Source organism: Nocardia sp. NPDC058658 (assembly GCF_042716665.1).
GTDB lineage: Bacteria > Actinomycetota > Actinomycetes > Mycobacteriales > Mycobacteriaceae > Nocardia.
Map to the genome: position 1 here is coordinate 88820 of NZ_JBHXRR010000010.1, position 22268 is coordinate 111087.

24 protein-coding genes are annotated in these 22268 nt (G+C 66.8%); 15 read left to right on the top strand and 9 right to left on the bottom strand.

The window, feature by feature from the left end; genetic code table 11:
* Positions 1-86: 86 nt before the first annotated feature.
* Complete coding sequence (gene polA / locus ACFWUP_RS16900; RefSeq protein WP_379235183.1) at positions 87-2819, top strand: DNA polymerase I; 2733 nt, start codon at positions 87-89, stop codon at positions 2817-2819.
* 102 nt (positions 2820-2921) lie between these two features.
* Here polA and ACFWUP_RS16905 read toward each other — a convergent pair whose 3' ends face one another.
* Together ACFWUP_RS16905 and ACFWUP_RS16910 are read right to left on the bottom strand one after the other, a co-directional pair.
* Positions 2922-3266: an LGFP repeat-containing protein gene (locus tag ACFWUP_RS16905; RefSeq protein WP_379235185.1), complete on the bottom strand. Its 345-nt coding sequence runs from the start codon at positions 3264-3266 to the stop codon at positions 2922-2924.
* A 191-nt stretch (positions 3267-3457) separates the two neighbouring features.
* Positions 3458-3823: a group 1 truncated hemoglobin gene (locus ACFWUP_RS16910; RefSeq protein ID WP_379235187.1), complete on the bottom strand. Its 366-nt coding sequence runs from the start codon at positions 3821-3823 to the stop codon at positions 3458-3460.
* 281 nt (positions 3824-4104) lie between these two features.
* On the opposite strand from ACFWUP_RS16910, the gene ACFWUP_RS16915 reads away from it, so the two are divergent.
* Both ACFWUP_RS16915 and ACFWUP_RS16920 read left to right on the top strand, forming a co-directional pair.
* Complete coding sequence (locus tag ACFWUP_RS16915) at positions 4105-4869, top strand: acyl-[acyl-carrier-protein] thioesterase (protein WP_379235189.1); 765 nt, start codon at positions 4105-4107, stop codon at positions 4867-4869.
* A gap of 364 nt (positions 4870-5233) precedes the next feature.
* The gene (locus tag ACFWUP_RS16920) at positions 5234-5653 is read left to right on the top strand and encodes a 2-keto-3-deoxygluconate kinase (RefSeq protein ID WP_379235191.1); all 420 of its coding nucleotides are present in this window, start codon (positions 5234-5236) and stop codon (positions 5651-5653) included.
* Between the two features lie 73 nt (positions 5654-5726).
* On the opposite strand, the gene trxA is transcribed toward ACFWUP_RS16920, so the two are convergent.
* Positions 5727-6101, bottom strand: a complete 375-nt coding sequence (gene trxA, locus ACFWUP_RS16925) for a thioredoxin (RefSeq protein ID WP_379235193.1) — start codon at positions 6099-6101, stop codon at positions 5727-5729.
* 197 nt (positions 6102-6298) lie between these two features.
* Here trxA and ACFWUP_RS16930 point away from each other — a divergent pair, with 197 nt between their 5' ends.
* The 4 genes from ACFWUP_RS16930 (at position 6299) to ACFWUP_RS16945 (ending at position 10135) form a co-directional block, all read left to right on the top strand.
* Positions 6299-7378: an isocitrate/isopropylmalate dehydrogenase family protein gene (locus tag ACFWUP_RS16930; protein WP_379235195.1), complete on the top strand. Its 1080-nt coding sequence runs from the start codon at positions 6299-6301 to the stop codon at positions 7376-7378.
* A 192-nt stretch (positions 7379-7570) separates the two neighbouring features.
* Positions 7571-8416, top strand: a complete 846-nt coding sequence (locus ACFWUP_RS16935; RefSeq protein ID WP_379235417.1) for an ABC transporter substrate-binding protein — start codon at positions 7571-7573, stop codon at positions 8414-8416.
* Between the two features lies 1 nt (position 8417).
* Complete coding sequence (locus ACFWUP_RS16940) at positions 8418-9356, top strand: ABC transporter permease subunit (protein WP_379235197.1); 939 nt, start codon at positions 8418-8420, stop codon at positions 9354-9356.
* A 26-nt stretch (positions 9357-9382) separates the two neighbouring features.
* On the top strand, positions 9383-10135 hold the full coding sequence (locus tag ACFWUP_RS16945; RefSeq protein ID WP_379235419.1) for an amino acid ABC transporter ATP-binding protein: 753 nt from the start codon (positions 9383-9385) through the stop codon (positions 10133-10135).
* Between the two features lie 51 nt (positions 10136-10186).
* Here ACFWUP_RS16945 and ACFWUP_RS16950 read toward each other — a convergent pair whose 3' ends face one another.
* Positions 10187-10822, bottom strand: coding sequence for a MerR family transcriptional regulator (locus tag ACFWUP_RS16950; protein WP_379235199.1), 636 nt, complete (start codon positions 10820-10822; stop codon positions 10187-10189).
* A 103-nt stretch (positions 10823-10925) separates the two neighbouring features.
* Between ACFWUP_RS16950 and ACFWUP_RS16955 the strand changes: the two genes are divergently transcribed.
* A complete protein-coding gene (locus ACFWUP_RS16955) occupies positions 10926-11873 on the top strand; it encodes a hypothetical protein (RefSeq protein ID WP_379235201.1) in 948 nt (315 codons plus the stop codon).
* Positions 11870-12331: an ABA4-like family protein gene (locus tag ACFWUP_RS16960; protein ID WP_379235202.1), complete on the top strand. Its 462-nt coding sequence runs from the start codon at positions 11870-11872 to the stop codon at positions 12329-12331. The genes ACFWUP_RS16955 and ACFWUP_RS16960 overlap by 4 nt, the downstream gene beginning before the upstream one ends.
* 35 nt (positions 12332-12366) lie before the next feature.
* Here ACFWUP_RS16960 and ACFWUP_RS16965 read toward each other — a convergent pair whose 3' ends face one another.
* Positions 12367-13209 carry an oxidoreductase gene (locus tag ACFWUP_RS16965; protein ID WP_379235204.1) on the bottom strand — a complete coding sequence of 281 codons (843 nt, stop codon included), beginning with the start codon at positions 13207-13209 and terminating at the stop codon, positions 12367-12369.
* Positions 13210-13300: 91 nt separating this feature from the next.
* On the opposite strand from ACFWUP_RS16965, the gene ACFWUP_RS16970 reads away from it, so the two are divergent.
* The gene (locus ACFWUP_RS16970; RefSeq protein ID WP_379235206.1) at positions 13301-14206 is read left to right on the top strand and encodes a LysR family transcriptional regulator; all 906 of its coding nucleotides are present in this window, start codon (positions 13301-13303) and stop codon (positions 14204-14206) included.
* On the opposite strand, the gene ACFWUP_RS16975 is transcribed toward ACFWUP_RS16970, so the two are convergent.
* Positions 14193-15740, bottom strand: coding sequence for an acyl-CoA carboxylase subunit beta (locus tag ACFWUP_RS16975; RefSeq protein ID WP_379235421.1), 1548 nt, complete (start codon positions 15738-15740; stop codon positions 14193-14195). The genes ACFWUP_RS16970 and ACFWUP_RS16975 overlap by 14 nt on opposite strands.
* 116 nt (positions 15741-15856) lie before the next feature.
* The gene (locus ACFWUP_RS16980) at positions 15857-16765 is read right to left on the bottom strand and encodes a LysR family transcriptional regulator (protein WP_379235208.1); all 909 of its coding nucleotides are present in this window, start codon (positions 16763-16765) and stop codon (positions 15857-15859) included.
* Positions 16766-16835: 70 nt separating this feature from the next.
* Here ACFWUP_RS16980 and ACFWUP_RS16985 point away from each other — a divergent pair, with 70 nt between their 5' ends.
* The 3 genes from ACFWUP_RS16985 (at position 16836) to ACFWUP_RS16995 (ending at position 19298) form a co-directional block, all read left to right on the top strand.
* Positions 16836-18167 carry an FAD-binding oxidoreductase gene (locus tag ACFWUP_RS16985; protein WP_379235210.1) on the top strand — a complete coding sequence of 444 codons (1332 nt, stop codon included), beginning with the start codon at positions 16836-16838 and terminating at the stop codon, positions 18165-18167.
* Between the two features lie 66 nt (positions 18168-18233).
* On the top strand, positions 18234-19121 hold the full coding sequence (locus tag ACFWUP_RS16990; protein ID WP_379235212.1) for an SPFH domain-containing protein: 888 nt from the start codon (positions 18234-18236) through the stop codon (positions 19119-19121).
* A gap of 6 nt (positions 19122-19127) precedes the next feature.
* Positions 19128-19298: a toxin-antitoxin system HicB family antitoxin gene (locus tag ACFWUP_RS16995; protein ID WP_379235214.1), complete on the top strand. Its 171-nt coding sequence runs from the start codon at positions 19128-19130 to the stop codon at positions 19296-19298.
* Here the strand turns inward: ACFWUP_RS16995 and ACFWUP_RS17000 are convergent.
* Entirely contained in the window at positions 19295-20326 is a 1032-nt protein-coding gene (locus ACFWUP_RS17000) for a response regulator transcription factor (protein WP_379235216.1), read from the bottom strand. The genes ACFWUP_RS16995 and ACFWUP_RS17000 overlap by 4 nt on opposite strands.
* Positions 20327-20428: 102 nt before the next feature.
* Here ACFWUP_RS17000 and ACFWUP_RS17005 point away from each other — a divergent pair, with 102 nt between their 5' ends.
* Positions 20429-20722: a hypothetical protein gene (locus tag ACFWUP_RS17005; protein ID WP_379235218.1), complete on the top strand. Its 294-nt coding sequence runs from the start codon at positions 20429-20431 to the stop codon at positions 20720-20722.
* Between the two features lie 60 nt (positions 20723-20782).
* Positions 20783-21364 (top strand): hypothetical protein, encoded by a 582-nt coding sequence (locus ACFWUP_RS17010; protein WP_379235220.1) that lies wholly within the window; start codon positions 20783-20785, stop codon positions 21362-21364.
* Positions 21365-21376: 12 nt separating this feature from the next.
* Here ACFWUP_RS17010 and ACFWUP_RS17015 read toward each other — a convergent pair whose 3' ends face one another.
* On the bottom strand, positions 21377-22225 hold the full coding sequence (locus ACFWUP_RS17015) for a class I SAM-dependent methyltransferase (RefSeq protein WP_379235222.1): 849 nt from the start codon (positions 22223-22225) through the stop codon (positions 21377-21379).
* Between the last annotated feature and the right edge of the window lie 43 nt (positions 22226-22268).

The window sequence follows — 22268 nt, forward strand, 5'->3', positions numbered from 1 at the left end:
GAGTTGTGGAAGACGGGACAGGCTGGGGTGGAGTGCGGTGATGGCGGTGTTCGTCTCTGTCGGTGGGTGTCCCTACACTCATTCGGGTGAGTTCACCGACGACTGCGCAGGCATCGACAACGACCACTGCTCCCGACGGCGAGCGGCCTACGCTGCTGCTCCTGGACGGGCATTCGATCGCCTATCGCGCGTTCTTCGCGCTACCGGCGGAGAACTTCAAGACCGTCACGGGTCAGACCACCAACGCGGTGTACGGGTTCACCTCGATGCTGATCAACCTGCTGCGCGACGAGAAGCCCAGCCACGTGGCCGCGGCGTTCGACGTCTCGCGCAAGACCTTCCGCACCGAGGCCTACCCGGAGTACAAGGCCAACCGCAGCGCCACCCCCGACGAATTCCGTGGGCAGGTCGAACTCACCAAGGACGTGCTCGGCGCGATGGGCATCCCGGTGATGGCCATCGACAACTACGAGGCCGACGATGTGATCGCCACCCTCACCACCCAGGCGATGGCCCAGGGCTACCGGGTCCTCATCGTCACCGGCGACCGCGACGCGATCCAGCTGGTCAACGACGACGTCACCGTCCTCTACCCCAAAAAGGGCGTCTCGGATCTGACCCGCTTCACCCCCGCCGAGGTGGAGACCAAATACGGCCTCACCCCCGCGCAGTATCCCGACTACGCGGCCTTGCGCGGCGACCCGAGCGACAATCTCCCCGGCATCCCCGGCGTGGGGGAGAAGACCGCCGCGAAGTGGATCCGCGAATACGGTGACCTCGCCACCCTGGTCGACCGGGTCGATCAGGTGAAGGGCAAGGTCGGCGACTCGCTGCGGGCGAATCTGTCCAGCGTCGTACTGAATCGTCAGCTCACCGAGATGGTGCGCGAGGTGCCGCTGCCCTACACCCCCGATCAGCTGATCAAGGCGCCGTGGGATCGCGACAAGATCCACCAGATCTTCGACGACCTCGAGTTCCGGGTGCTGCGCGACCGTCTCTTCGACACTCTCGGCTCACCCGAACCGGAAGCCGAATCGGGTTTCGAGATCAGCGGTGCCGCCCTCGACCAGGGCGCGGTCGCCGACTGGCTGGCCGAGCACGCCAAAGCCGGTGAGCGCCACGGTCTTTCGATCGTCGGAACCGGCACCCCGGTGCACGGTGACGCGCGCGCCCTCGCCATCGCCGCCGCTGACGGTGAGGGCGGCTACATCGACCTGACCGCACTCACCCCCGAGGACGAGACAGCACTGGCCGCCTGGCTGGCCGATCCCGAAGTCCTCAAGGCCCTGCACGAGGCCAAGTCCGCCGCCCACGCACTGCGCGGGCGCGGCTTCACCCTCGGCGGCCTCACCACCGACACCGCCCTGTCGGCCTACCTGGTCCGCCCCGGCCAGCGCAGCTTCAACCTCGACGACCTGTCCCTGCGCTACCTCAAGCGCGAACTGCGCGTCGAAACCGGCGACACCGGCCAGCTCTCCCTGCTCGACGACGAGGACACTGTCGCCGCCGACATCGCCCGCGAGGAAATGCTGCGCGCCCGCGCGGTCGCCGACCTGGCCGTCGCCCTCGACACCGAACTCGAAGCCATCGAATCCACCCCACTGCTCACCGAGATGGAGCTGCCGCTGCTCGGCGTGCTCGGTCAGCTCGAAGAAGCAGGCATCGCGGTCGACGTCGCCCAGCTCGAAAACCTGCAGCAGCAGTTCGCCGACCGCGTCGCCGAGGCCGCGAACTCCGCCTACGAAGTCATCGGCAAGCAGATCAATCTCGGCTCGCCCAAGCAGCTGCAGGTGGTGCTGTTCGACGAGCTCGACATGCCGAAGACCAAGCGCACCAAGACCGGCTACACCACCGACGCCGACGCGCTGGAATCGCTGTTCGAGAAGACCGGCCACGCCTTCCTGGAACATCTCCTGGCCCACCGCGACGCGACCCGGCTCAAGGTGACCGTCGACGGCCTGCTCAAGTCGGTCTCCGACGACGGCCGCGTGCACACCACGTTCAACCAGACCATCGCCGCCACCGGCCGCCTGTCCTCGACCGAGCCGAACCTGCAGAACATTCCGATCCGCACCGACACCGGCCGCCAGATCCGCGACACCTTCGTCGTCGGCCCCGGCTTCGCCGAACTCATGACCGCCGACTACAGCCAGATCGAGATGCGCATCATGGCGCACCTGTCCGGCGACGCGGGCCTGATCGAGGCGTTCAACTCCGGCGAGGACCTGCACACCTTCGTCGCGTCCAAGGCCTTCGACATTCCGATCGCGGAAGTGAGCCCTGAGCTGCGCCGCCGCATCAAGGCCATGTCCTACGGCCTCGCCTACGGTCTGAGCTCCTACGGCCTGAGCGCGCAGCTCAAGATCAGCACCACCGAGGCCAAAGAGCAGATGGACGTGTACTTCGACCGCTTCGGCGGCATCCGCGACTACCTGTCCGATGTCGTCGACCAGGCCCGCAAGGTCGGCTACACCCAAACCCTGTTCGGCCGCCGCCGCTACCTGCCCGACCTGGATTCCAGCAACCGCCAGCGCCGCGAATCCGCTGAACGCATGGCACTCAACGCCCCCATCCAGGGCACCGCCGCCGACATCATCAAGGTCGCGATGATCAACGTGCAGAACGCGATTCGCGAAGCGGGCCTGAAATCTCGCATGCTCCTGCAGATCCACGACGAACTCGTCTTCGAAGTCGTCGACGGCGAACGCGAAGCCCTCGAAGCCCTAGCCCGAGAACAGATGTCAGCCGCCATCGAACTCTCGGTCCCACTCACCGTCTCCGTCGGCACCGGCCGCAGCTGGGACGCCGCCGCCCACTGAGCCTGGCAACAATCGAGCTCGATTAACTCCGGCCGACCCACACAGCACGATGGGCACCATCCCGAGAAGGGTTGGTGCCCATCGTGTGTCAGGTAACGCTGATTACGCGTTGACCGTCACTGCGACGGCATCGTCGGCGATCGAGTAGCTGATCGAGCCGTTCTCGAAGTGGCTGATCTTGCCGCCTTCGATGTCCTGCTCGTCGGAGGTGGGGTAGCCCAGACGGCCACCCGCGCCGCCCTCGGCTTCCCATGCCTGACGGATGGCGCCGTAGACGGTCCAGGTGCCGGTCGGGAGCGAGAAGTAGATGACGCCGCCGGTGAACTCCTGGAACTTGCCGCCGTTGGGGGCGTCCTGCTCCGGGGAGGTCGGCTCACCCAGCGGGCTGGACGCGCCACCGGCTTCGTTGTAGTGATCGCCGATGGTCCCCGTGACTTCAAATGCCATGTCGAACAATTCCTTTCACGCAGTAACAATTGGCCTAGCGGCCGCGACGCTACCGTGTCTTCGCCCGTTCTGGGCGGCGACTCGCGGGAGATTCACGATTTGGTCACACAATGTTAGCCAAGAGATAGCTCGTAGTCAAAAGTGGGACTACCGCACCACTCAGCTATCTACCAGCTGTATTCCCGTGCCGCTCAGGCATTTCGCACGCTCACGATCTCGCCAGCCAACGCCGCCACCGCACCGATGATCTCGCAGACCACCTCGTCCGGCACGCCGGCGGCCGTCAACGCCGCGACCAGATGCCCCGCCACCCGATCGAAGTCGTCCTGCGAAATCCCCAGCCCCGCATGCGCAGCCCGCATCGCCTTGCCCGTATACCCCGCAGGCCCCCCGAGTGCCTCAGCGAAGAACGCCACCTGCTGCTTGATGATTCGGTCGCTGTCCACCTCGGCGAAGTACCCCCGCAGCACCTCGTCGGCCATGATTCGTTCGTACAGATCGTCGACAACGGCCACCAGGGCCGCTTCGCCACCGATCTGCTCGTAGATACTGGTCATCGAAATCTCCTCCCGCAGGACCGATCCCACTCGGCCCCAGGCCATTCACGCTAGGGCGCAAGGGGACTCGTGTGCGGCTCGGAGACCGGAACGAGTCCGGGTGGTGATCCGAAAGACGCTGGTCCACGCACAGCGGTGCGCCGGGTCGAAGGGATTCGCCACGGACATCCGATCTGGTGGCTTCGCCCCTCGTCCGGATCGGCGGGGCCGCGGTCTGTGACCGGGACAGGGGTCGCGGGGATATCCCGGCCGATACGGCGAACTGTGGCAGCATCGGGCGAATGACCGAACCCGTCATCGCGACCCCGCTGCCCGACTGCCTCGATATCGAGCAGGCCTTCGCGAAGTCGTGGCCGGTGCGCCTCGGCGACACCGACGGCGACGATCGGTTGCGCCTGGACGCGGTGGCGCGGTATCTGCAGGACATCGGGTTCGATCATCTCGATGCCGTCGAAGACGGCGACAAGCATCAGGCGTGGATCGTGCGACGCACGGTGATCGATGTGTACGAGCCGATCATGTTCGGCGACCGGGTGCAGTTACGTCGCTGGGCCGACGCGCTCTCGAATCGCTGGTGCGACATGCGAATTCAGTTGCGCGGGGAGAATGGTGGCCATATCGAGGCGGCGACCTTCCTGATCCATATCGACCCGGTCGCGGGCCGCCCGGCGCGGATGAGTGACGCGTTCATGGCGCCGATGCTGGCCAGCACCACCGAACACCGGCTGCGCTGGAAGGCCGCGCTCACCGAACTCGACGACCCGGATGTGGAAGCGGTGCCGTTCCCGCTGCGCGTCACCGACGTCGACCGGCTCGGCCACGTCAACAACGCCGTGTACTGGGAGGCCGTCGAGGAAGCGCTCGCCGCGCACCCGGATCGCCACCGACTGCCGTACCGGGCGATCGTCGAACACGTCGGTCCGGTGATGATGCGCGACAAGGTGGTCCTGCGCACGAGTTCGCAACCCGACAGCCTGCGCGTCCAACTCGACGTCGACGGATCGGCTCGCGCCCTCGCCTCGGTCGTGCCGCTGCCGAGAGTATGACCCGTCACTAACGGATGCCCCATCGCCGTGGCCGCGCCCCGCGTTACCGATCCTGAGCTGCGGGGATGATACTCATGGGTAGACACTCCGCGCGGTGAACGAGGTTGCGGTTTCGCGACGATCGACCTATCCTCGATCACGTGCCGAATCCCGCCCGCTGTGCCGCGCTGCTCGTCGCTGACCGCGACCTCGCGGTCGCTGCTGCGCAGACCGCGCAGGTAGCTTCACGGCGAATTCTTCTCGTAGTAACCCGCCGTAGCGGGGTCTGATTCGGACCAGCCCCTACGCTGCGGGCTGCTTGATTCTTTTTTCTGCTGGTCCCACCCTGCCAACGAAGACCCTCTTCGGGAAGACCTCACCTGCAATGACGCTGACACTGGACCATGCCCTGTTCGCCGCTGCCCCCAAGGGCCTGCGTGCCGAGCTCACCGACCTCGACCCCGCCGCGTTCCTCGACCGGTACACCCGCGCCGACGGACCCATCACCCTGCGTGAATGGTCCTGTTCCGGAACGGATTTCACCGCCACCCTGGAATTCGCCGACCACCTGCGCACCGTCATCGCCACCGGCAGCCCGGTCGCCGCGATGACCTCGGCGCTCTACGACGAGGGCTACCCCCTCGAGATCCTGCACTTCCACCAGCGCCCGACCGCCGACGGCACCGCCACTTTTGTGCAGTGCGAGTTCAACGGCAGGCGCGGCTGGGCCGTGGCCACCGCCGCGGGCAGCGCGGAATCGACCGTGCGCGCCATGATCGCCGGCGTCAACCTGCTCGCGGGCTGACACCGCCAGAAACACAGTGGGCCCGTTCACCTCGAAAGGTGAACGGGCCCTTTTGCATTCACAGCTGTGAGAACTACTCGGCGGGCGTAGACGCCTGCTCGGCGATCTGCTTGCGCACCTCGTCCATGTCGAGATCCTTGATCTGGGTCACCAGATCCTCGAGCGCGGCAGGCGGCAGCGCGCCCGGCTGGGCGAACACGAGCACGCCCTCGCGGAAGGCCATGATGGTCGGGATCGACTGGATGTTGGCGGCAGCGGCGAGTCCCTGCTCGGCCTCGGTGTCGACCTTGCCGTAGACGATGTCGGGGTGCTTGTCCGACGAGGTCTCGTAGGTCGGTGCGAAACTCTTGCACGGTCCGCACCAGGAAGCCCAGAAATCGACGAGGACCACGTCGTTTCCGGTGATGACTTCGTCGAAGTTCTGCTGGGTCAGCGTCTGGGTGGCCATGACGTCCTCTCCTTGTCGGTGTCCTCGGCTGTAACGCCGCGGCATCCTCCTATCTTCCCCCGATCGCGGGAAACACAAACTGTCCGTATCCGCCCAGGCCGTGAATCCGCACTACAACCACGTGAAATTCGGCCTCTGCCGCGTGTCAGAACGGCCCGCTGGACCACCCTCGGCCGGGCAGGCGCGAAGATGGCGAGGTGAATGCGACGACGGCGGGTCTGCGGCTCGGAGTGATCGACGGCGACGGCATCGGCCCCGAGGTGGTGGCCGCGACCCGCGCGGTGGTCGACGAGGCGATCGGCGCGGCCGGGCTCGACCCGGTGGACTGGGTACCGCTGCTGATCGGCCACGACGCCATCGCCGCCTACGGCAACCCGTTGCCGGAACAGACCCTGGTCGCCCTCGAAGACCTCGACGCCTGGATCCTCGGCCCGCACGACAACGCCTCCTACCCGTCGGACATGCGGGTGGCTCCGGGTGGGGTCATCCGCAAACGCCTCGAGCTCTACGCCAACATCCGTCCCGCGGCCGCGTTCACCGGTGTGCGCGCGATGGCGCCCGATATCGACCTGGTGATCGTGCGGGAGAACAGCGAGGGGTTCTACGCCGACCGCAATATGTTCGCCGGTTCGGGGGAGTTCCGCCCGACCGAGGACGTGGCGATGGCGGTCGCGGTGATCACCCGCAAGGCCTGCGAGCGGATCGCGCACCAGGCGCTGCGGCTCGCGCAGGGTCGGCGCAAGCGGGTCACCGTCGTGCACAAGGCCAACGTTCTGCCCATGACGACCGGGCTGTTCCGTGATGTCTGTTACGAAGTGGCCGCGCAGTATCCGGACGTGACCGTCGACGACGAACACGTCGACGCGATGGCCGCCCACCTGGTCCGCGACGCGAGCGGCTTCGATGTGATCGTCACCGAGAATCTCTTCGGCGACATCCTCTCCGATCTGGCCGGTGAACTCAGCGGCTCCCTCGGCATGGCCGCCTCCCTCAACTGCTCCGACACGCGCGCGATGGCCCAAGCCGTACACGGCGCGGCGCCCACCCTGGCAGGCCACAATCGAGCCAATCCCGCCGCCCTGCAATTGTCATCAGCAATGTTGTTGCGCTGGTTGGCAGTTCGCGACAACGACCGTTCCCTCCACGACGCCGCCGACCGTATTACCCGTGCGGTGGCGGCCACGCTGGCGGCCGGAATCGCTACCGCCGATCTGGGTGGTCTGGCTTCGACCAGTGAATTCACCGAGCAGGTGCGGGCGCGCGTGCACCGTAGGTGAACAGACCCCTTTCACATCGGCTGATTAATCTTCGGTTACTGTCGCACCACGCTGTGTCCGGTTCGCATACATTGCCAAACAGGCGCTGACACGTGGCCGGCGTCGACGTGAAATGTGGAGGCTCCTTTGTCTGTTCGAACTGTGCTCGGTCGCAGTGCTGCGCTGTTTCTCTGTACCGTTGCCGGCGGTGCGATGGTACTGACCGGCTGTGCCGAGAACACCGAGGGTGGGTCCGCGTCCTCGGGCTCGTGCGATGTATCGCCGGGGAGCACCGACACGCGCCCCGCGACCGTCCCCGACAAGGTCAAGCAGGCGGGCAAGCTGGTCGTCGGCGTGAACGTGCCGTACCAGCCGAACGAGTACAAGGACCCCAGCGGCAAGATCGTCGGCTTCGATGTAGACCTGCTCGACGCTGTGGCGGCCAACCTCGGACTGAAGACCGAGTACGTCGAATCCTCGTTCGAGAAGATCATTCCCGCCATCGAGGCGGGCACCTACGACGTCGGTATGTCGTCGATCACCGATTCGTGCGAACGTGAACAGCAGGTCGATTTCACGACCTATTTCAGCGCGGGTATCCAGTGGGCCCAGCAAACCGGTAAACCCATCGATCCTAATGACGCGTGCGGCAAGAAGGTCGCCGTACAGGCCACTACGGTCGAGCACACCGAAGAGATTCCCGCCAAGAGCGCCAAATGTGTGGCCGACGGCAAGCCCGCCATCGATATGAAGGCCTTCGATGAGCAGAGCGCCGCGACCAATGCGCTGGTGCTCGGTCAGGTCGATGCCATGTCGGCGGATTCGCCGGTGACCGCGTACGCGATCAAGCAGAGCGAAGGCAAGATCGAATCGGCCGGTCCGCTGTTCGAATCGGCACCGTACGGCTGGGCCGTGCAGAAGGACTCGACGATGGCGGCGGCGCTGCGCGACTCCCTGCAGCAGCTGATCGGCAACGGTAAGTACACCGAGATCACCACCAAGTGGGGCGTGCAGGACGGCGAGATCAAGACATCGGTGATCAACGGCGCAGTGAGCTGACGTGACAGAGAACAAAGACACGGTGGAGGTGCCCGGACCGGGCATCGAACCCGAACCGATCAAAGCGGTCCCGCTGCGCAGGCCGGGCCGCTGGATCGCGGCGGCAATCATCCTGATCCTGGTGGGATTGTTCGTCTACGGCGCTGCCACTAATCCCGCCTACAAGTGGGACACCTACGGCAAGTACCTGTTCGACAAGCGCATCACCCAGGGCGCGATCGTCACCCTGGAACTCACCGTGCTCGCGATGGCGATCGCCGTGGGTCTCGGCACGGTGCTCGCCGTGATGCGCCTGTCGCCGAATCCGGTGTTGCGCACAGCCGCGTGGATCTACCTGTGGATCTTCCGCGGCACCCCGGTATATGTGCAGTTGGTCTTCTGGGGCCTGGTGCCATCGCTGTACAAGCAGATCGATCTCGGCGTGCCGTTCGGTCCGCAGTTCTTCCACTTCGATGTGCAGAACATGCAGGCCGCGTTCCTGTTCGCGGTGATCGGCCTGGGTCTCAACGAGGCCGCGTACATGGCCGAGATCGTGCGCGCGGGCATCAACTCCGTCGGTGAGGGTCAGCGTGAGGCGTCGGTGGCGCTGGGCATGTCGTGGACGCAAACCATGCGTCGCACCGTGTTGCCGCAGGCTATGCGGGTGATCATCCCGCCCACCGGCAACGAGCTGATCGGCATGCTGAAGACGACCTCGCTGGTCACCGCGATTCCGTTGAGCACCGACCTGTTCGGCCGGGCGCGCGACATCTACGGCGTGAACTTCCAGCCGATCCCGCTGCTGCTCGTCTGTGCCACCTGGTACCTGGCGATCACCAGCATCCTCATGGTCGGCCAGTACTACTTGGAACGCTATTACTCGCGCGGTGCCACCCGGCAGCTGACGGCCAAGCAGCTGCAGGAACTGGCCACGGCGCAGGCGGCGGTGAAGGCGAAATGACCGAACCAGAAGTCGCAGTTCCGCCGATGGTGCTGGCGGATCGGGTGTGCAAGAACTTCGGGGCGCTGCAGGTTCTCAAGGGCATCTCCCTGGAAGTGAACCGCGGCAAGGTGCTCACGCTGGTCGGGCCGTCGGGCTCGGGCAAGTCGACGTTCCTGCGCTGCATCAACCACCTCGAGCAGGTCAATGCCGGTCGGCTCTACGTCGACGGCGATCTCGTCGGCTACCGGGAGAAGAACGGCAAGCTCTACGAGATGCACGAACGCGACGCCGCGCTGCAGCGTCGCGATATCGGCATGGTGTTCCAGCACTTCAACCTGTTCCCGCACCGCACGGCGCTGGAGAACGTGATCGAGGCGCCGATCCAGGTGCGCGGGATCTCGAAGTCCGAGGCGATCGCGCGGGCAGAGGAACTCCTCGAGCGGGTCGGTCTGTCGGCCAAGCGCAATGCCTACCCGGCGCAACTGTCGGGTGGTCAGCAGCAGCGGGTGGCCATCGCGCGAGCACTGGCGATGGATCCCAAGCTGATGCTGTTCGACGAGCCGACCTCGGCACTGGACCCCGAGCTGGTCGGTGAAGTTCTCGCGGTCATGCGGGAGCTGGCCGATTCGGGCATGACGATGCTGGTGGTGACGCACGAGATGGGCTTCGCCCGCGAGGTCGCCGACGAGCTGGTGTTCATGGACGCCGGTGTGGTGGTGGAGTCGGGTCCGCCGCGTGAGCTGCTGGCGAACCCACAGCACGAGCGGACGCAGGCCTTCCTCTCGCGCCTGCTCTGAGATCTCGGCAACGACAAGACGGCCTCGCGAATCGCGGGGCCGTCTTCGCGTTCACGAGGTGGGTTTCAGCCGTTCCATCGAAACCTGCGCCTGGGCGATGCGGCGGATGATGGCCAGCGCGGTGTCGCCGAGGACCGTGAGCACGACGACCGCGTCGACGATATCGTCGCGGTCACCGGCCGACAGCGCGGCCGACACGTCGCTTTCCGCGACCACTCGCGCGCCGTCGAAATAGCTCGGCATCGCGGTGGTGGCCCAGTCCCCGTACCCCAGTTGTGCCAGCCGAGCGACCACACTGGCGAGATTGTCGACGGCCTCGAGGCTGTGGTGCTGGCTCCAGCCGCGCCGGTCCATCTCCGCGCGCACGGCCTGGAGCGCGCGATCCCATTCGGCGTCGTGCACGGCGGGCACGGGGGGCGACACGCTGTCCTGCGCCACTCCGAGCACGCGGAACAGCGGGGTCTCGGGGGAGTCGATCGCGTCGAGCACATCGGAGACGGTGGCAACCGGAATTCCGCCCACCTCGATCAACGCGCGGATCAGGCGCAATCGGCGCAGGTGGTCTTCGCCGTAGCTGGCCTGGTTGGGGCTGGTGCGAACGCCCGCGGGGAGCAGGCCCTCGCGCAGGTAGTACTTGATGGTCGCCACCGCGATGCCGCTGCGTTCGCTCAACTCCGAGATCCGCACTGTTACCTCCGATTTCGTTCGTACCCCTTGCCTACGCCTCCCATAGCGGATAGTCTAGCTATCCATAACGGATAGTATAACTATCTATCTCTGGGAGATTCTCATGTCAGTCCTGACCGCCCCCTCGCTGCCCCGCCCCAACGCCCCGCTCCATCGACCGCTGATGTATTTCGCCGCCGTCAACGCCGTGCTCGTGGTGGTCGGCGTGATCGGGATGCTGGTCGACGACCGGGTGATCGCCGGGTCGACCGCCTGGTTCAAGCCGACCAAGTTCGCGATCTCGTTCGTGCTCTACAGCGTGGCACTGGCCTGGTTGATGTCGTTGCGGCCCAAACTCTCTCGGCTCGCTTCGCGGATGGCCACGGTGATCGTGGTGACCGGGGTGATCGAGCAGGTGATCATCTTCGGGCAGGTGATCCGCGGGACGCGCAGTCACTACAACACGACCACCACCTTCGACGGGGTGCTCTGGGTGATCATGGGATCCAGCATCGTCATCCTGTTCCTGGCAACCCTGGTGATCGGCATCGGCCTGATGCGCGCACGTCTCGGCGACGCATCGATCACGTGGTCGATCCGTCTCGGCATCGCGATCACGCTGGTCGGCTTGGCACTGGGAAATCTGATGCCACAGCAGGAATCCGGCGTCGAGGGGATCGTCGGCGCCCACACTGTCGGAGCATCCGACGGCACGCCCGGTATGCCGCTGACCGGGTGGAGCACCACCGACGGTGACCTGCGGATTCCGCACTTCGTCGGCATGCACGCGCTGCAGTTGTTGCCGTTGCTCGCCGCTCTGCTGGTCTTGCTGGCACCGCGGATTCCGCTGCTGCGGTCGGTGCGGGTTCGGCTGGGGTTGATCATCACCGCGTCGGCGGGTTACGCGGCAGTCCTCGCGCTGGTCACCTGGCAGGCATTGCGAGGTCAACCGTTGATCCACCCCGATCAGGCGACGCTGACCGCCGCGGCGGTGATCGTCACCGGAGTTGTTGTCGGAGTGTTGATCTCGGTTGCGAGCGCGACCGGTGCCCGAAAGGTAGTGACCGCATGAGCACGCTGTTCGATCTGGTCTTCTTTGTCACGGTGCCGTTCTGGGCGTTGATGATCTTCGCGCCGACCTGGCGCTGGACCCGCACCATCATTTCGTCGCCGTGGATTGTGTTGGTGCCCTTGGTGATCTGGGCCATCGTGGCGATCCCGGTTCTCGGACCGATCTGGTCCCTGGTGACCTCGCCGTCGCTGGACGCGATCACCGATGCCGCCGCTGATCCCGCCGTGCTGACCGCGCTGTGGGCGCAGATCATCGCCTGGGATCTGTTCCTGGGGCGGTGGATCTATCTCGACAGCCGGGAGCGGGGTATTCATCCGTTGCTGATGGGGCCGGTGCTGGTCGGCACGATTCTGTTGTCGCCCATCGTCTTTCCGGTCTACCTGCTGGTCCGTGAATTCGCTCGGCGATCGACGGCGAGTGCTTCTGTGACACAAGGTGTTCCGGCCGATACCCGATGACGTGAGCCGGCACCCGGCCCACGTCTATCGGTGCCTCAGCTCTCGTCGAAAGTGGTGTCGCGCGAGACCTTTTCCCAGGTGAGTACGTCCTCGCGAACGGCGTCGAGGTGATCGAGAACGGCATCGACCGCGTCGGAGCCGAGCGGCAGGCGCAGCGGCGTCTTGTCCGCGGCGAGGGCGGCGCGAATCGCGGTGGCAGCCTTGGCCGGGTCACCGGGCTGGGTGCCGTCGCCGCCCTCGACCATGCGGCGGGTGGCGCCGGAGGTGTCGGCGTAGACATCGGATTCGGGGCTGAACGCGGCCGCGCCTGGCCCGAACAGGCCCGTGCGGAAGGCGCCGGGTTCGACGATCAGCACCTTGATCCCGAACGGCGCCACCTCGGCGGCCAGCGCCTCCGACAACCCTTCCAGCGCGAATTTCGTCGCGCTGTAGGCGGAGAATCCGGCGAAGGACAGTTGGCCGCCGACGCTGCTCATCTGCACGATCGCACCGCCGCGCTGCTCGCGCATGTGTGGCAGCACGGCGCGGGTGAGCGCGGCGGGGCCGAACAGGTGCAGGTCGAACAGTGCGCGCAGTTCGTCCTCGGTGGTCTCCTCGACAGCGCCGACATGGGTGCGGCCCGCGTTGTTGACCAGCACGTCGATGCGGCCGTGGCGGGCCACGACATCGGCGACGACCTCGTCGATGCGGGCGATGTCGGTGACATCGAGGGCGATCGCCTCGAGCTGATCGGGGTGCGCGGCGACCAGATCGTCGAGGGCGGCGGTGCGGCGGGCGACAGCGACGACGATGTCGCCCGCGTCGATCGCCGCCTGCGCGATGGCCCGGCCGAAGCCGCTGCTCGCACCGGTGACCAGCCAGATCTGCGGGACGCTCATCAGGTTCTCCTTGTGTCCGTTGATGTTTCGTCCTCGATCCTGCCGTCGCGTCCAGATGGAAGTCCAAGACCCGCTGTGATAACCAATGGTTATGGATGTGCACGGACGCGACCTGCGGTACTTCGTCGCGGTGGCCGACCACCTGAGCTTCACCGCCGCCGCCGATGCGCTGTACGTCTCGCAGCCCGCCCTCAGCAAACAGATCCGCAAACTCGAAACACAGCTCGGCGCGGAGCTTTTCGTTCGCGATTCCCGCTCCGTCGCGCTCACTCCGGTCGGTGCGGCCCTGCTGCCGCACGCGCTGCGCCTGCTCGCGACCTGGGAAATGGGCGAGGCGGCGGTGGAGTCGGCGAAGGCCACCCAGGGAGCCGCCCTGGCGATCGGGATCAGCACCAGCCCGGGCCGTGGCATCCTGCCCGCCGTGCGCTCCCGGTTCACCACCGCGTTTCCGCACGCGAAACCGGTGCTGCGGCTGGTCGGTTGGGACGACCCGACGGCGGGCCTGGCCGAGGGATCCACCGACGTCGCCTACGTGTGGCTGCCGTTGATCGACAGCGACCGCTACCACTGGCTGGTGGTCGCGAGCGAACCCCGGCTCGTCGCGCTGCCGCAGTCGCACAGCCTCGCCGCGCGCGAGAGCATCGACTTCGCCGACCTGCTCGCCGAACCCTTTCTCGCGCTGCCGAAGTCGGCGGGAGTGTTACGTGACTACTGGCTCGCGCTCGACGCGCGCGCCGGGCATCCACCGATCATCGGCGCCGAAGTGTCGAGCACCGAGGAAACCTACGAGGCGCTGGTCAACGGCGACGGCGTAGTCCTGCTCGCCACCGGCAACGCGCCGCTGGTAGCACGCGACAGTGTGGTGACCAGGCCGGTGACCGGCATCAGCCCCTGTGAACTCGCGCTGGCCTGGCGCCGCGACGACAAGCGCCCACTGGTCCGTGGTTACGCGCAAGCGTGCGCGCTTGTCGTCGGGGAGCGGCCTACAACGGCATGAGCCGGTGTTTGCGCGGGGCTTGCTCGACCTGTTTGCCGCCGAGCAGGCGCAGGGCTTTGCGGATTTCCAGGCGGGTGGTCGACGGCTCGATCACCGCGTCGATGTAGCCGCGTTCGGCGGCGATCCACGGGGTGGCCACGGCGGCGTTGTAGAAGTCGACCATCTGCTGCCGCACCACGGGCCGCTCGGCTTCGGGGACGGCGGCGAGCTGCTTGCGCTGGGTCAGGCCGATCGCGGCTTCGGCGCCCATCACGGCGATCCGCGCGGTGGGCCAGGCGAGGTTGATATCGCCGCCGAGCTGCTTGCACCCCATCACCGCGTACCCGCCGCCGTAGGCCTTGCGCACCACGACGGTGACGATCGGCACGGTCGCCTCGACCACCGCGTAGAAGAACCGCCCACCGCGCTTGATCACGCCGATCTTCTCCTCCTCGACCCCCGGCAGCACGCCCGGGGTGTCGACGACGAACACCAGCGGAATGTCGAACGCGTCGCAGAGCCGGATGAAATGGGCGGCCTTGTCCGACCCACGCGCGTCGATCGCACCGCTGGCCACCAGCGGCTGATTGGCGACCACCCCGACAGTGCGCCCGTCGACCCGCGCGAAACCGGTGATCAGATTGCGGGCGGCACCGTCGCCGATCTCGTGGAACTCGCCGTCGTCGAAGATCCGCATCAGGACTTCGTACATGTCGTAACCCATGCGGTCGGAATCCGGGATGAGCGAATCGAGTTCGCGATCGGAGTCGGTGAGCTCCGGTTCCAGACCGGGGTTGACCATCGGTGCCCGCTCGTAGCAGTTCGACGGCATGAAGCTCAAATACGTTCGCGCCCACTCGAACGCAGCCTTCTCGTCGGTCGCCACGTGGTGGATGTTGCCGTTGTGGGCCTGGTTGAACGCGCCGCCGAGCTCGTCGAGGGTCACTTCCTCACCGGTGGTCTCGCGGATGATCTCGGGACCGGTGACGAACATGTACGCCGACTCGGTCGCGATCAGCACATCGGTGTTGATCGGCGAATACACCGCGCCCGCAGCGCATTTGCCCAACATGATCGATACCTGCGGCACCACCCCGGACAGCCGGGTCTGGCGCCTGCTCATCTCCGCGTACCAGGCCAGCGAGGTGACCGCGTCCTGCACCCTGGCGCCGCCGGAGTCGTTGATCGCCACGAACGGGCACGCGATATCGGCCGCCAGATCCATCGCCATGGCGACCTTGCGCCCGAACATCTCACCCACCGACCCGCCGAACACGGTCTGGTCGTGGGCGATCACCACCACCGGGCGCCCGTCGATCCGGCCGTGCCCGGTGACCACGCCGTCACCGTAGAGTCCGTCGGCCGCGCCCGGTTGCTTCACCAGCGCGCCGATCTCGGTGAAACTGCCGTGGTCGAGAAGTATTTCGATGCGTTCGCGCGGGCTGGGAATTCCTTTCGCCGCCCGCTTGGCGATCCCCGCACCCCCCGCCGGTTCCCGCGCCGCCGCCAGGTTTGCCCGCAGCTCTTGCAGTTTCGCAGCAGTAGTCGACTCCACCACGCACGCCCTTCCTCGTCCTGGTCGAGCTCTCCTTCATCGGTTAACCGAAGCGTAGCGCTGACGCCTGCGTCGACGTCAGCGGCACGGCGACAAGACCGCTGACGAGTCACGGGTCATCCGTGCGCGCCACTACCGAAGGCGATGCGCAATTGGCCGAGCAGCACCTTCGCGGCCGGGCTGGGTGCGGGGTCGGTGCGCCAGGCGAGAGCAAGGCGGCCGTGGATGGTGGGGTCGACGATGTCGAGGGTTCGCACGGCGAAGGCGTCGGCTTCGGCGGGGGTGAGGGCGGGCACGATCGCGGTTCCCAGACCGCGTGCTGCCAGTTGGAGCAGCAGTGGGGGAGCGGCGGCTTCGAAGGCGATGTTCGGTGTGAAACCCGCTGCGGTGCAGGATCGTTCGAAGATTCCGCGCAGGCCGGTGCCTCGGGTGAGGCAGATGAGGCGGTGGTCGGCCAGTGCCGCCAAGGTGATCGTGCCCGCGGGGTCGATCGGGGCCTGGCGCGCGACAGCGGCGACGAGCCGCGTCTCCAGGATCACCTGTAGGTCGATGCCGGAACCCAGTGGCGCGCCGGTCAATCCGGTCAGTGCGATGTCGAGTTCGTCGTGTTCGAGTGCGGCGATCATGCGTTCGGCGGTGTCCTCGGTGAGGCTGATGCCGACATGCGGATGATCGTGGTGGAAATCGGCGAGAACCCCCGCGACATCGAAGATCTCGGACGCCGCCCCGGAGATCATGCCCAGTCGAACCTGTCCGCGCAGCAACCCCGTGAACTCCTGCACCGTCTGGCCGATCCGGTCGGTGGCGGCCAGTGCGGCACGCGCGTGGGTGAGTACGGCGGCGCCGATCTCCGTGAGTGTCACGCTCCGCGCTCCCCGGTCGAGGAGGGGTTGTCCGAGTTCGCGTTCGAGCTGTCGAATCTGGGTGCTGAGTCCCGGCTGGGTGAGGTGCAAGCGCTCGGCGGCGCGAGTGAAGCCGCCTTCGTCGACCACTGTCACGAAGTACCGCAGCTGCCGCAGTTCCATAACTACTGATTATAGGTACTAGAACAACTATCTGTTGTACTTATTTCAGGGCGCGGAGCACAGTCGAAGCATGACCGATACCGCAACCTTCACTGGTCCCGTGTTCCGCCCTGACGACGCTGGTTATGCCGAGGAGATCGCCGGCTTCCAGACCGCCTATTCGCACGCCCCCGCGCTGGTGGTCGGCGCTGTGCACGCCGAGGACGTGCGTGCTGCGGTGGAATACGCAGCGCGACAAGGCCTTCCGGTGGCCGTGCAGGCGACGGGCCACGGTCTGTCGGTGGCTTCTGACGGTGGGGTACTCATCACGACCAAGCGGATGGATGTCATCACCATCGACCCGCGGGCACGCACCGCCCGCAGCGGTGCCGGGGTTCGCGCCGGCGCGCTGGTCGAGGCGGCCGCTCGGTACGGGCTGGCACCGTTGAACGGGTCGTCGCCGTCGGTGGGGATGGTCGGGTACGTACTCGGCGGTGGGCTGGGGCTGTTGGCGCGTGAATTCGGTTATGCCGCAGATCATGTGCGGTCGCTGGACCTGGTGACCGCCGACGGCAGAATGCGCACCCTCACCCCCGCGGACGAACTGTTCGGGGCGGTACTGGGCTCCGGCGGCAACTTCGGGGTGGTGACCGGGCTCGAACTCGATCTCGTGCCGGTCGCCGAAATCTACGGTGGTCAGCTAGTTTTCGATGCGTCACTGGTCGACGCGGCACTCGAAACGTGGCGCGCCTGGACCGCGACCGTGCCGACCGAACTGACCTCCACGATCGCGATGGTGACCTACCCCGACGTCGATGCCATGCCGGAATCCTTGCGTGGCCGCCACGTCGCCTCGATCCGGATCGCCTTCGACGGGCCGCAGGAGGAAGGCGAGCGGTGGGCCGCGCCGCTGCGGCAGATCGGGCCCCGGCTGCGCGACGACCTGCGCATGATGCCCTACGTCGAATCGCACACCATCCACAGTGATCCGCCCTTCCCGCACGCCTATGCCGCGACGAACGCGCTACTTTCGGAGTTGACGCCGGAGGGTCTGTCCGCGCTGCGCGCGTTGACGGCGCCGGGCGGCCAGGTCGACGCCGTCGTCGATATCCGTCACCTCGGCGGCGCCCTCCGGCACGGTGGTCCGGCGTCGATCGACCATCGCGATGCCGACTACATCGTGCGGGTCATCACCGGCCCCGGCGAGGGGGACTCCGCGCCCGAGGGGCTGGCGGCGGTGCGAGAAGCCCTGTCCCCATGGATGATCGGGCACAGTCTCGCGTTCCTCTACGGCGCGGGCGGCGCGGCGGACTCGGCCCAGACCGCGGCCGGATACTCCGCGGACACCTACCGCTGGCTGGCGGCGGCGAAAGCGAAGTACGACCCGCACAACATGTTCCGGGCCAACCGCAACATCGCCTGACGCCCCTTGCTCGTCCTCCCGATATCTACTATCTTGGTGATATCACTCAGATATCGGGAGGATGTCATGGAGCTCCGGTCCGCATTCCGCGTCAACGGATTCGTCGTCTTGCTGGGGTGGCTGGTGGCCACCCTGCTGTTGGGGGCCGCTGCCGTCCTCGCATTCATTTCCGCCACCAAGAACGACGGGGGCGCACTGGCCTGGATCGGCGCGGTCACTGCCTTCGTGGCGGTCATGGTCGTCTTCTTGCTCGCCACCGGGTTGACCATCGTCAACCCCAACGAGGCCAAGGTCGTCACCTTCTTCGGCCGCTACATCGGCTCGGTCAGCGACCCCGGATTCTTCTCGGTGGTCCCCCTGGCCGATCGCAAGTCCATCTCCCTGCGGGTGCGCAACTTCGAAACCCAGAAGCTCAAGGTCAACGACGCCGACGGCAACCCCGTCGAGATCGCGGCCGTCGTCGTCTACAAGGTCGTCGACAGCTTCAAAGCCGCCTTCGCCGTCGACGACTACGAGGAATACGTCGCCACCCAGTCCGAGGCCGCCGTCCGCCACCTCGCCACCACCCACCCCTACGACGCCCACGACGACTCGCGCACCAGCCTGCGCGACGGCGCCGAAGTAGCCGAGGAACTCACCGTCGAGCTGCGCGAACGCACCCTCACCGCCGGTATCGAGGTCGTCGAAGCCCGCATCACCCACCTCGCCTACGCCCCCGAGATCGCCCAGGCCATGCTCGTACGCCAGCAGGCCGCCCAGGTCGTCGCCGCCCGCACCCAGATCGTCGAAGGCGCCGTCGGCATGGTCGCGCTGGCGCTCGACCGCCTCGCCGAACAGGGCACCGTCGAACTCGACGAGGAACGCAAGGCCAACATGGTCTCCAACCTCCTCGTCGTCCTCTGCGGCGACCGCGCCACCCAACCGGTCGTCAACACCGGATCCCTCTACTCCTGAGCCCCCATGACCCAGCCGAAGAAGGACCCCAAAAAGATCCTGCTGCGGCTCGACCCGGCCGTCCACGAGGCAATCGCCAAGTGGGCGGCCGACGACCTGCGCAGCGTCAACTCCCAAATCGAATACGCCTTACGCCTTGCTCTGGAACAGGCGGGCCGAAAACCCAAGCGGGACTAGCCGACCCCGAGGACGCGTGACAGCAGGCGCTGGCGGGTTCGGGTGCCGGACTTGGCGAGGATGGCTTTGACGTGGTCGTTGATCGTGTGTTCGGAGAGGAAGAGTTCGGCTGCCAGTTCGTGGGAGTCGAGGCCGGTCGCCAGCAGGGTCAGGACCTGGGATTCTCGGGTGGACAGGGCGTGGGCTCGGGCGAACAGATCGAGGCGTTCGATGGCGGTGCTCGGCTCGAGGGCTACGGCGATGTCAGGGCCGAGGCGGTCGGCTTTCACGGTGAGCCAGCGGTTGCCGCCCAGGTGGATGCGGGAGGTGGCGGGGCCGAGCGGGGTACCTGCCTCGGCGGCGAGGAGGGTCGCGGCCACGTTGTAGACCGAGGCGGGGACGGGGGGAATCGGTTCCTCCGGGGGGAGGAGACGCAGTAGGGAGTCCGCGGCGGCCGCGGTCTGGGACCGCACACGCAAGGTGTTGTCGAGCAGGACGACTGCGGGGCCCAATGCGGGGAGTTGCGCGTCGGATTCGACGAAGGTGGCGCCGACGGCACGGCGCAGGCCCGCGGTGACGGTGGTCGTCAGCGTGCCGAGCGCATCGAGTTCTCCTGTGGTGAAAGGGGACTCGGTATAGCGGAGCAGTTCGAGAAATCCCCAGGACCCGTAGCGGTCGGCGAAGGTGACGATGGCGGAGTCGGTGATGCCGAGATCGCGCTGCGCGGTGCGCCACAGCAGGGATCGGTCCGGTGTGCCCTCGGTGGCGACCAGCAAGGAGTGGGCGCCGGTGCCGCGCACCGTGTCCCAGCGATTCAGTGGGGTGAGGTAGCGGGCGCGGATCAGGTCCGGCAGGAGGCCGAAATCGAGGCCGGGCACATCGGCGAGCGGGGCCGTCGCGACCGCGGTGACGGGGTCGGTGAGCGCGAAGACGTGACCGGTGAACGGGATCGTCGCCCGGATCTCGGCCAGGACGAGTTCGCGCAGTCGTTTGGCGGAGTGCGCGGTCTGGCACACACGGCCGATCCGGTCGGCCACAGTACTCGGCACGCCTCCAGCCTACGGCGGAAAACCCCCAGGATCAGGGATGTCGGTGATGCCCGTGACCGGCCGATGATCGAGGTACCCAATCGCACGACGTCGGAGGCCACCATGACCACAACCCTGCACATCGACAACACCGTTCGCGACTACGACGAATGGAAGTCCGCCTTCGACCAGTACGAGCGGTTCCGCGCCGACAACGGCGTGCGCACCTACCGTGTCGGTCGCGTCGACGGCGCACCGGAACGAGTCCTCGTCGACCTCGATTTCGACGACCGCCCCACCGCTGAGGCGTTCCGCGCCGCCTTGGCCACCGTGCTGGCGACCCCGCGCAGCCGCGCAATGGTGACGAGTCACCAATCGTGGATCGTCGACCTGGTCGAGGAGCGCGTATCCGCCTGACCGACGCGCCGGACCACCCAGCGGGACAACCGAACTCGACACCGCCGGTAAATTGATCCGGTGCCCATCTCGTTCGACATTCCTGGAATGCAACAGTTGGACGACACGACCTGGGGGAATCCGGCCACTCGTGACGTCGTCGCGCTGAACTATGTCAGCGGCAGGCCCGACCTGCCCGCGCGGCTGGACGACCTGAAACGGCTGCGCAGGCGGCTGGCCGAGCACCATGCGCGAACCGGGTGCCTGATCGAGGCATTCGTGGTGTGGGTCGACCAGTTGCCCGCGTTGCTGCGGGTGGAGAAGACGCAACTGCCGGGGCCGCGGGGCGAACTCGTTTTCGCGGCGTCGATCGTGGTGCCCAAGGACCGGTGTTCGGCGGTGTTCCAGATCATCTGCCCGGAAACCGGGGTGCCCGGCGCGCGGGAGACCACGATCGGTCGGCGGTTCCGTCGCGACGAGATGTGCCCGCCGCATCCCTATGCTCCCGGACTGCGCGGCCGATTGCCCTTTCTCCTGTCCGACGACGTCCGCTTCGACGACGCGTTTCCGCACCACGCCCTGACCAGAGCGCGCCGCTGGGTCGCCGACACGGTGCCGAACGTGCGCGTCGACCCGTCCTTCGCGGCGCTGCCCGACTTCTGAGGCGCCGGACTTCTACGGCTTCTCGGCGATGAAGATGGCGGTGCCGGGGAAGATCCGCCCGCGCAGCGGCGACCACTGACCCCATTCGCGGTCGAGCCATTCGGGCCAATCCGGTTCGACGATGTCGACCAGGTGCAGGCCTGCGCCGACGATCTCGCGGACCCGGTCACCGATCGTGCGATGGTGCTCGGCGTAGGTCGGCACACCGTCGGCGTCGACCTCTACATAAGGAGTGCGGTCGAAATAGGGGATCGTGGCGGTCAGGCCCGCCTCGCCCGGATCGTCGGGGAAGATCCAGCGCATCGGATGGTTCACCGAGAACACCCAGCGCCCACCGGGCCGCAGAACTCGCGCCACCTCGCGCATCACCAACGCCGAGTCGGCGACGAACGGCACCCCACCGAACGCCGAGCAGGCCAGGTCGAACGACGCGTCCGCGAACGGCAACGCCTCGGCCCCCGCCTGAACCAAGGGGACCCGCGGTCCACCCTGATCCATCGCGGCCACCCCACGCTCGAGCATCCCCATCGACACATCGAGCCCCACCGGGAACGCGCCGTGTCCGGCCAGCCACCGCGAACACGGCGCCGAACCGCACCCGATTTCCAGAATGCTCTTGCCGACGATGTTGCCGAGGAAGCCCATGTCACCCTCGTGCAGCCCCTCCGGGCACCACACGAACTCGCCACCGGGGGAGTCCACACCCAGGAAGTCCGCATGGGTCTGGTGGTACTGCTCGGCGTCGGCGTCCCACCAGCGCCGATTCGCCCGCTCGCTGTCGCGCGAGTCGATCTTGGTTCGGGTGGTCGCTGAGGTACCCAGCAGCGCGTTGGCCTGCGCGTGGCGTTCGTCGTCGGACACGGCCAACAGGGTATCGGCGTGGGGTGGGGGGTGGTTTGCCCGG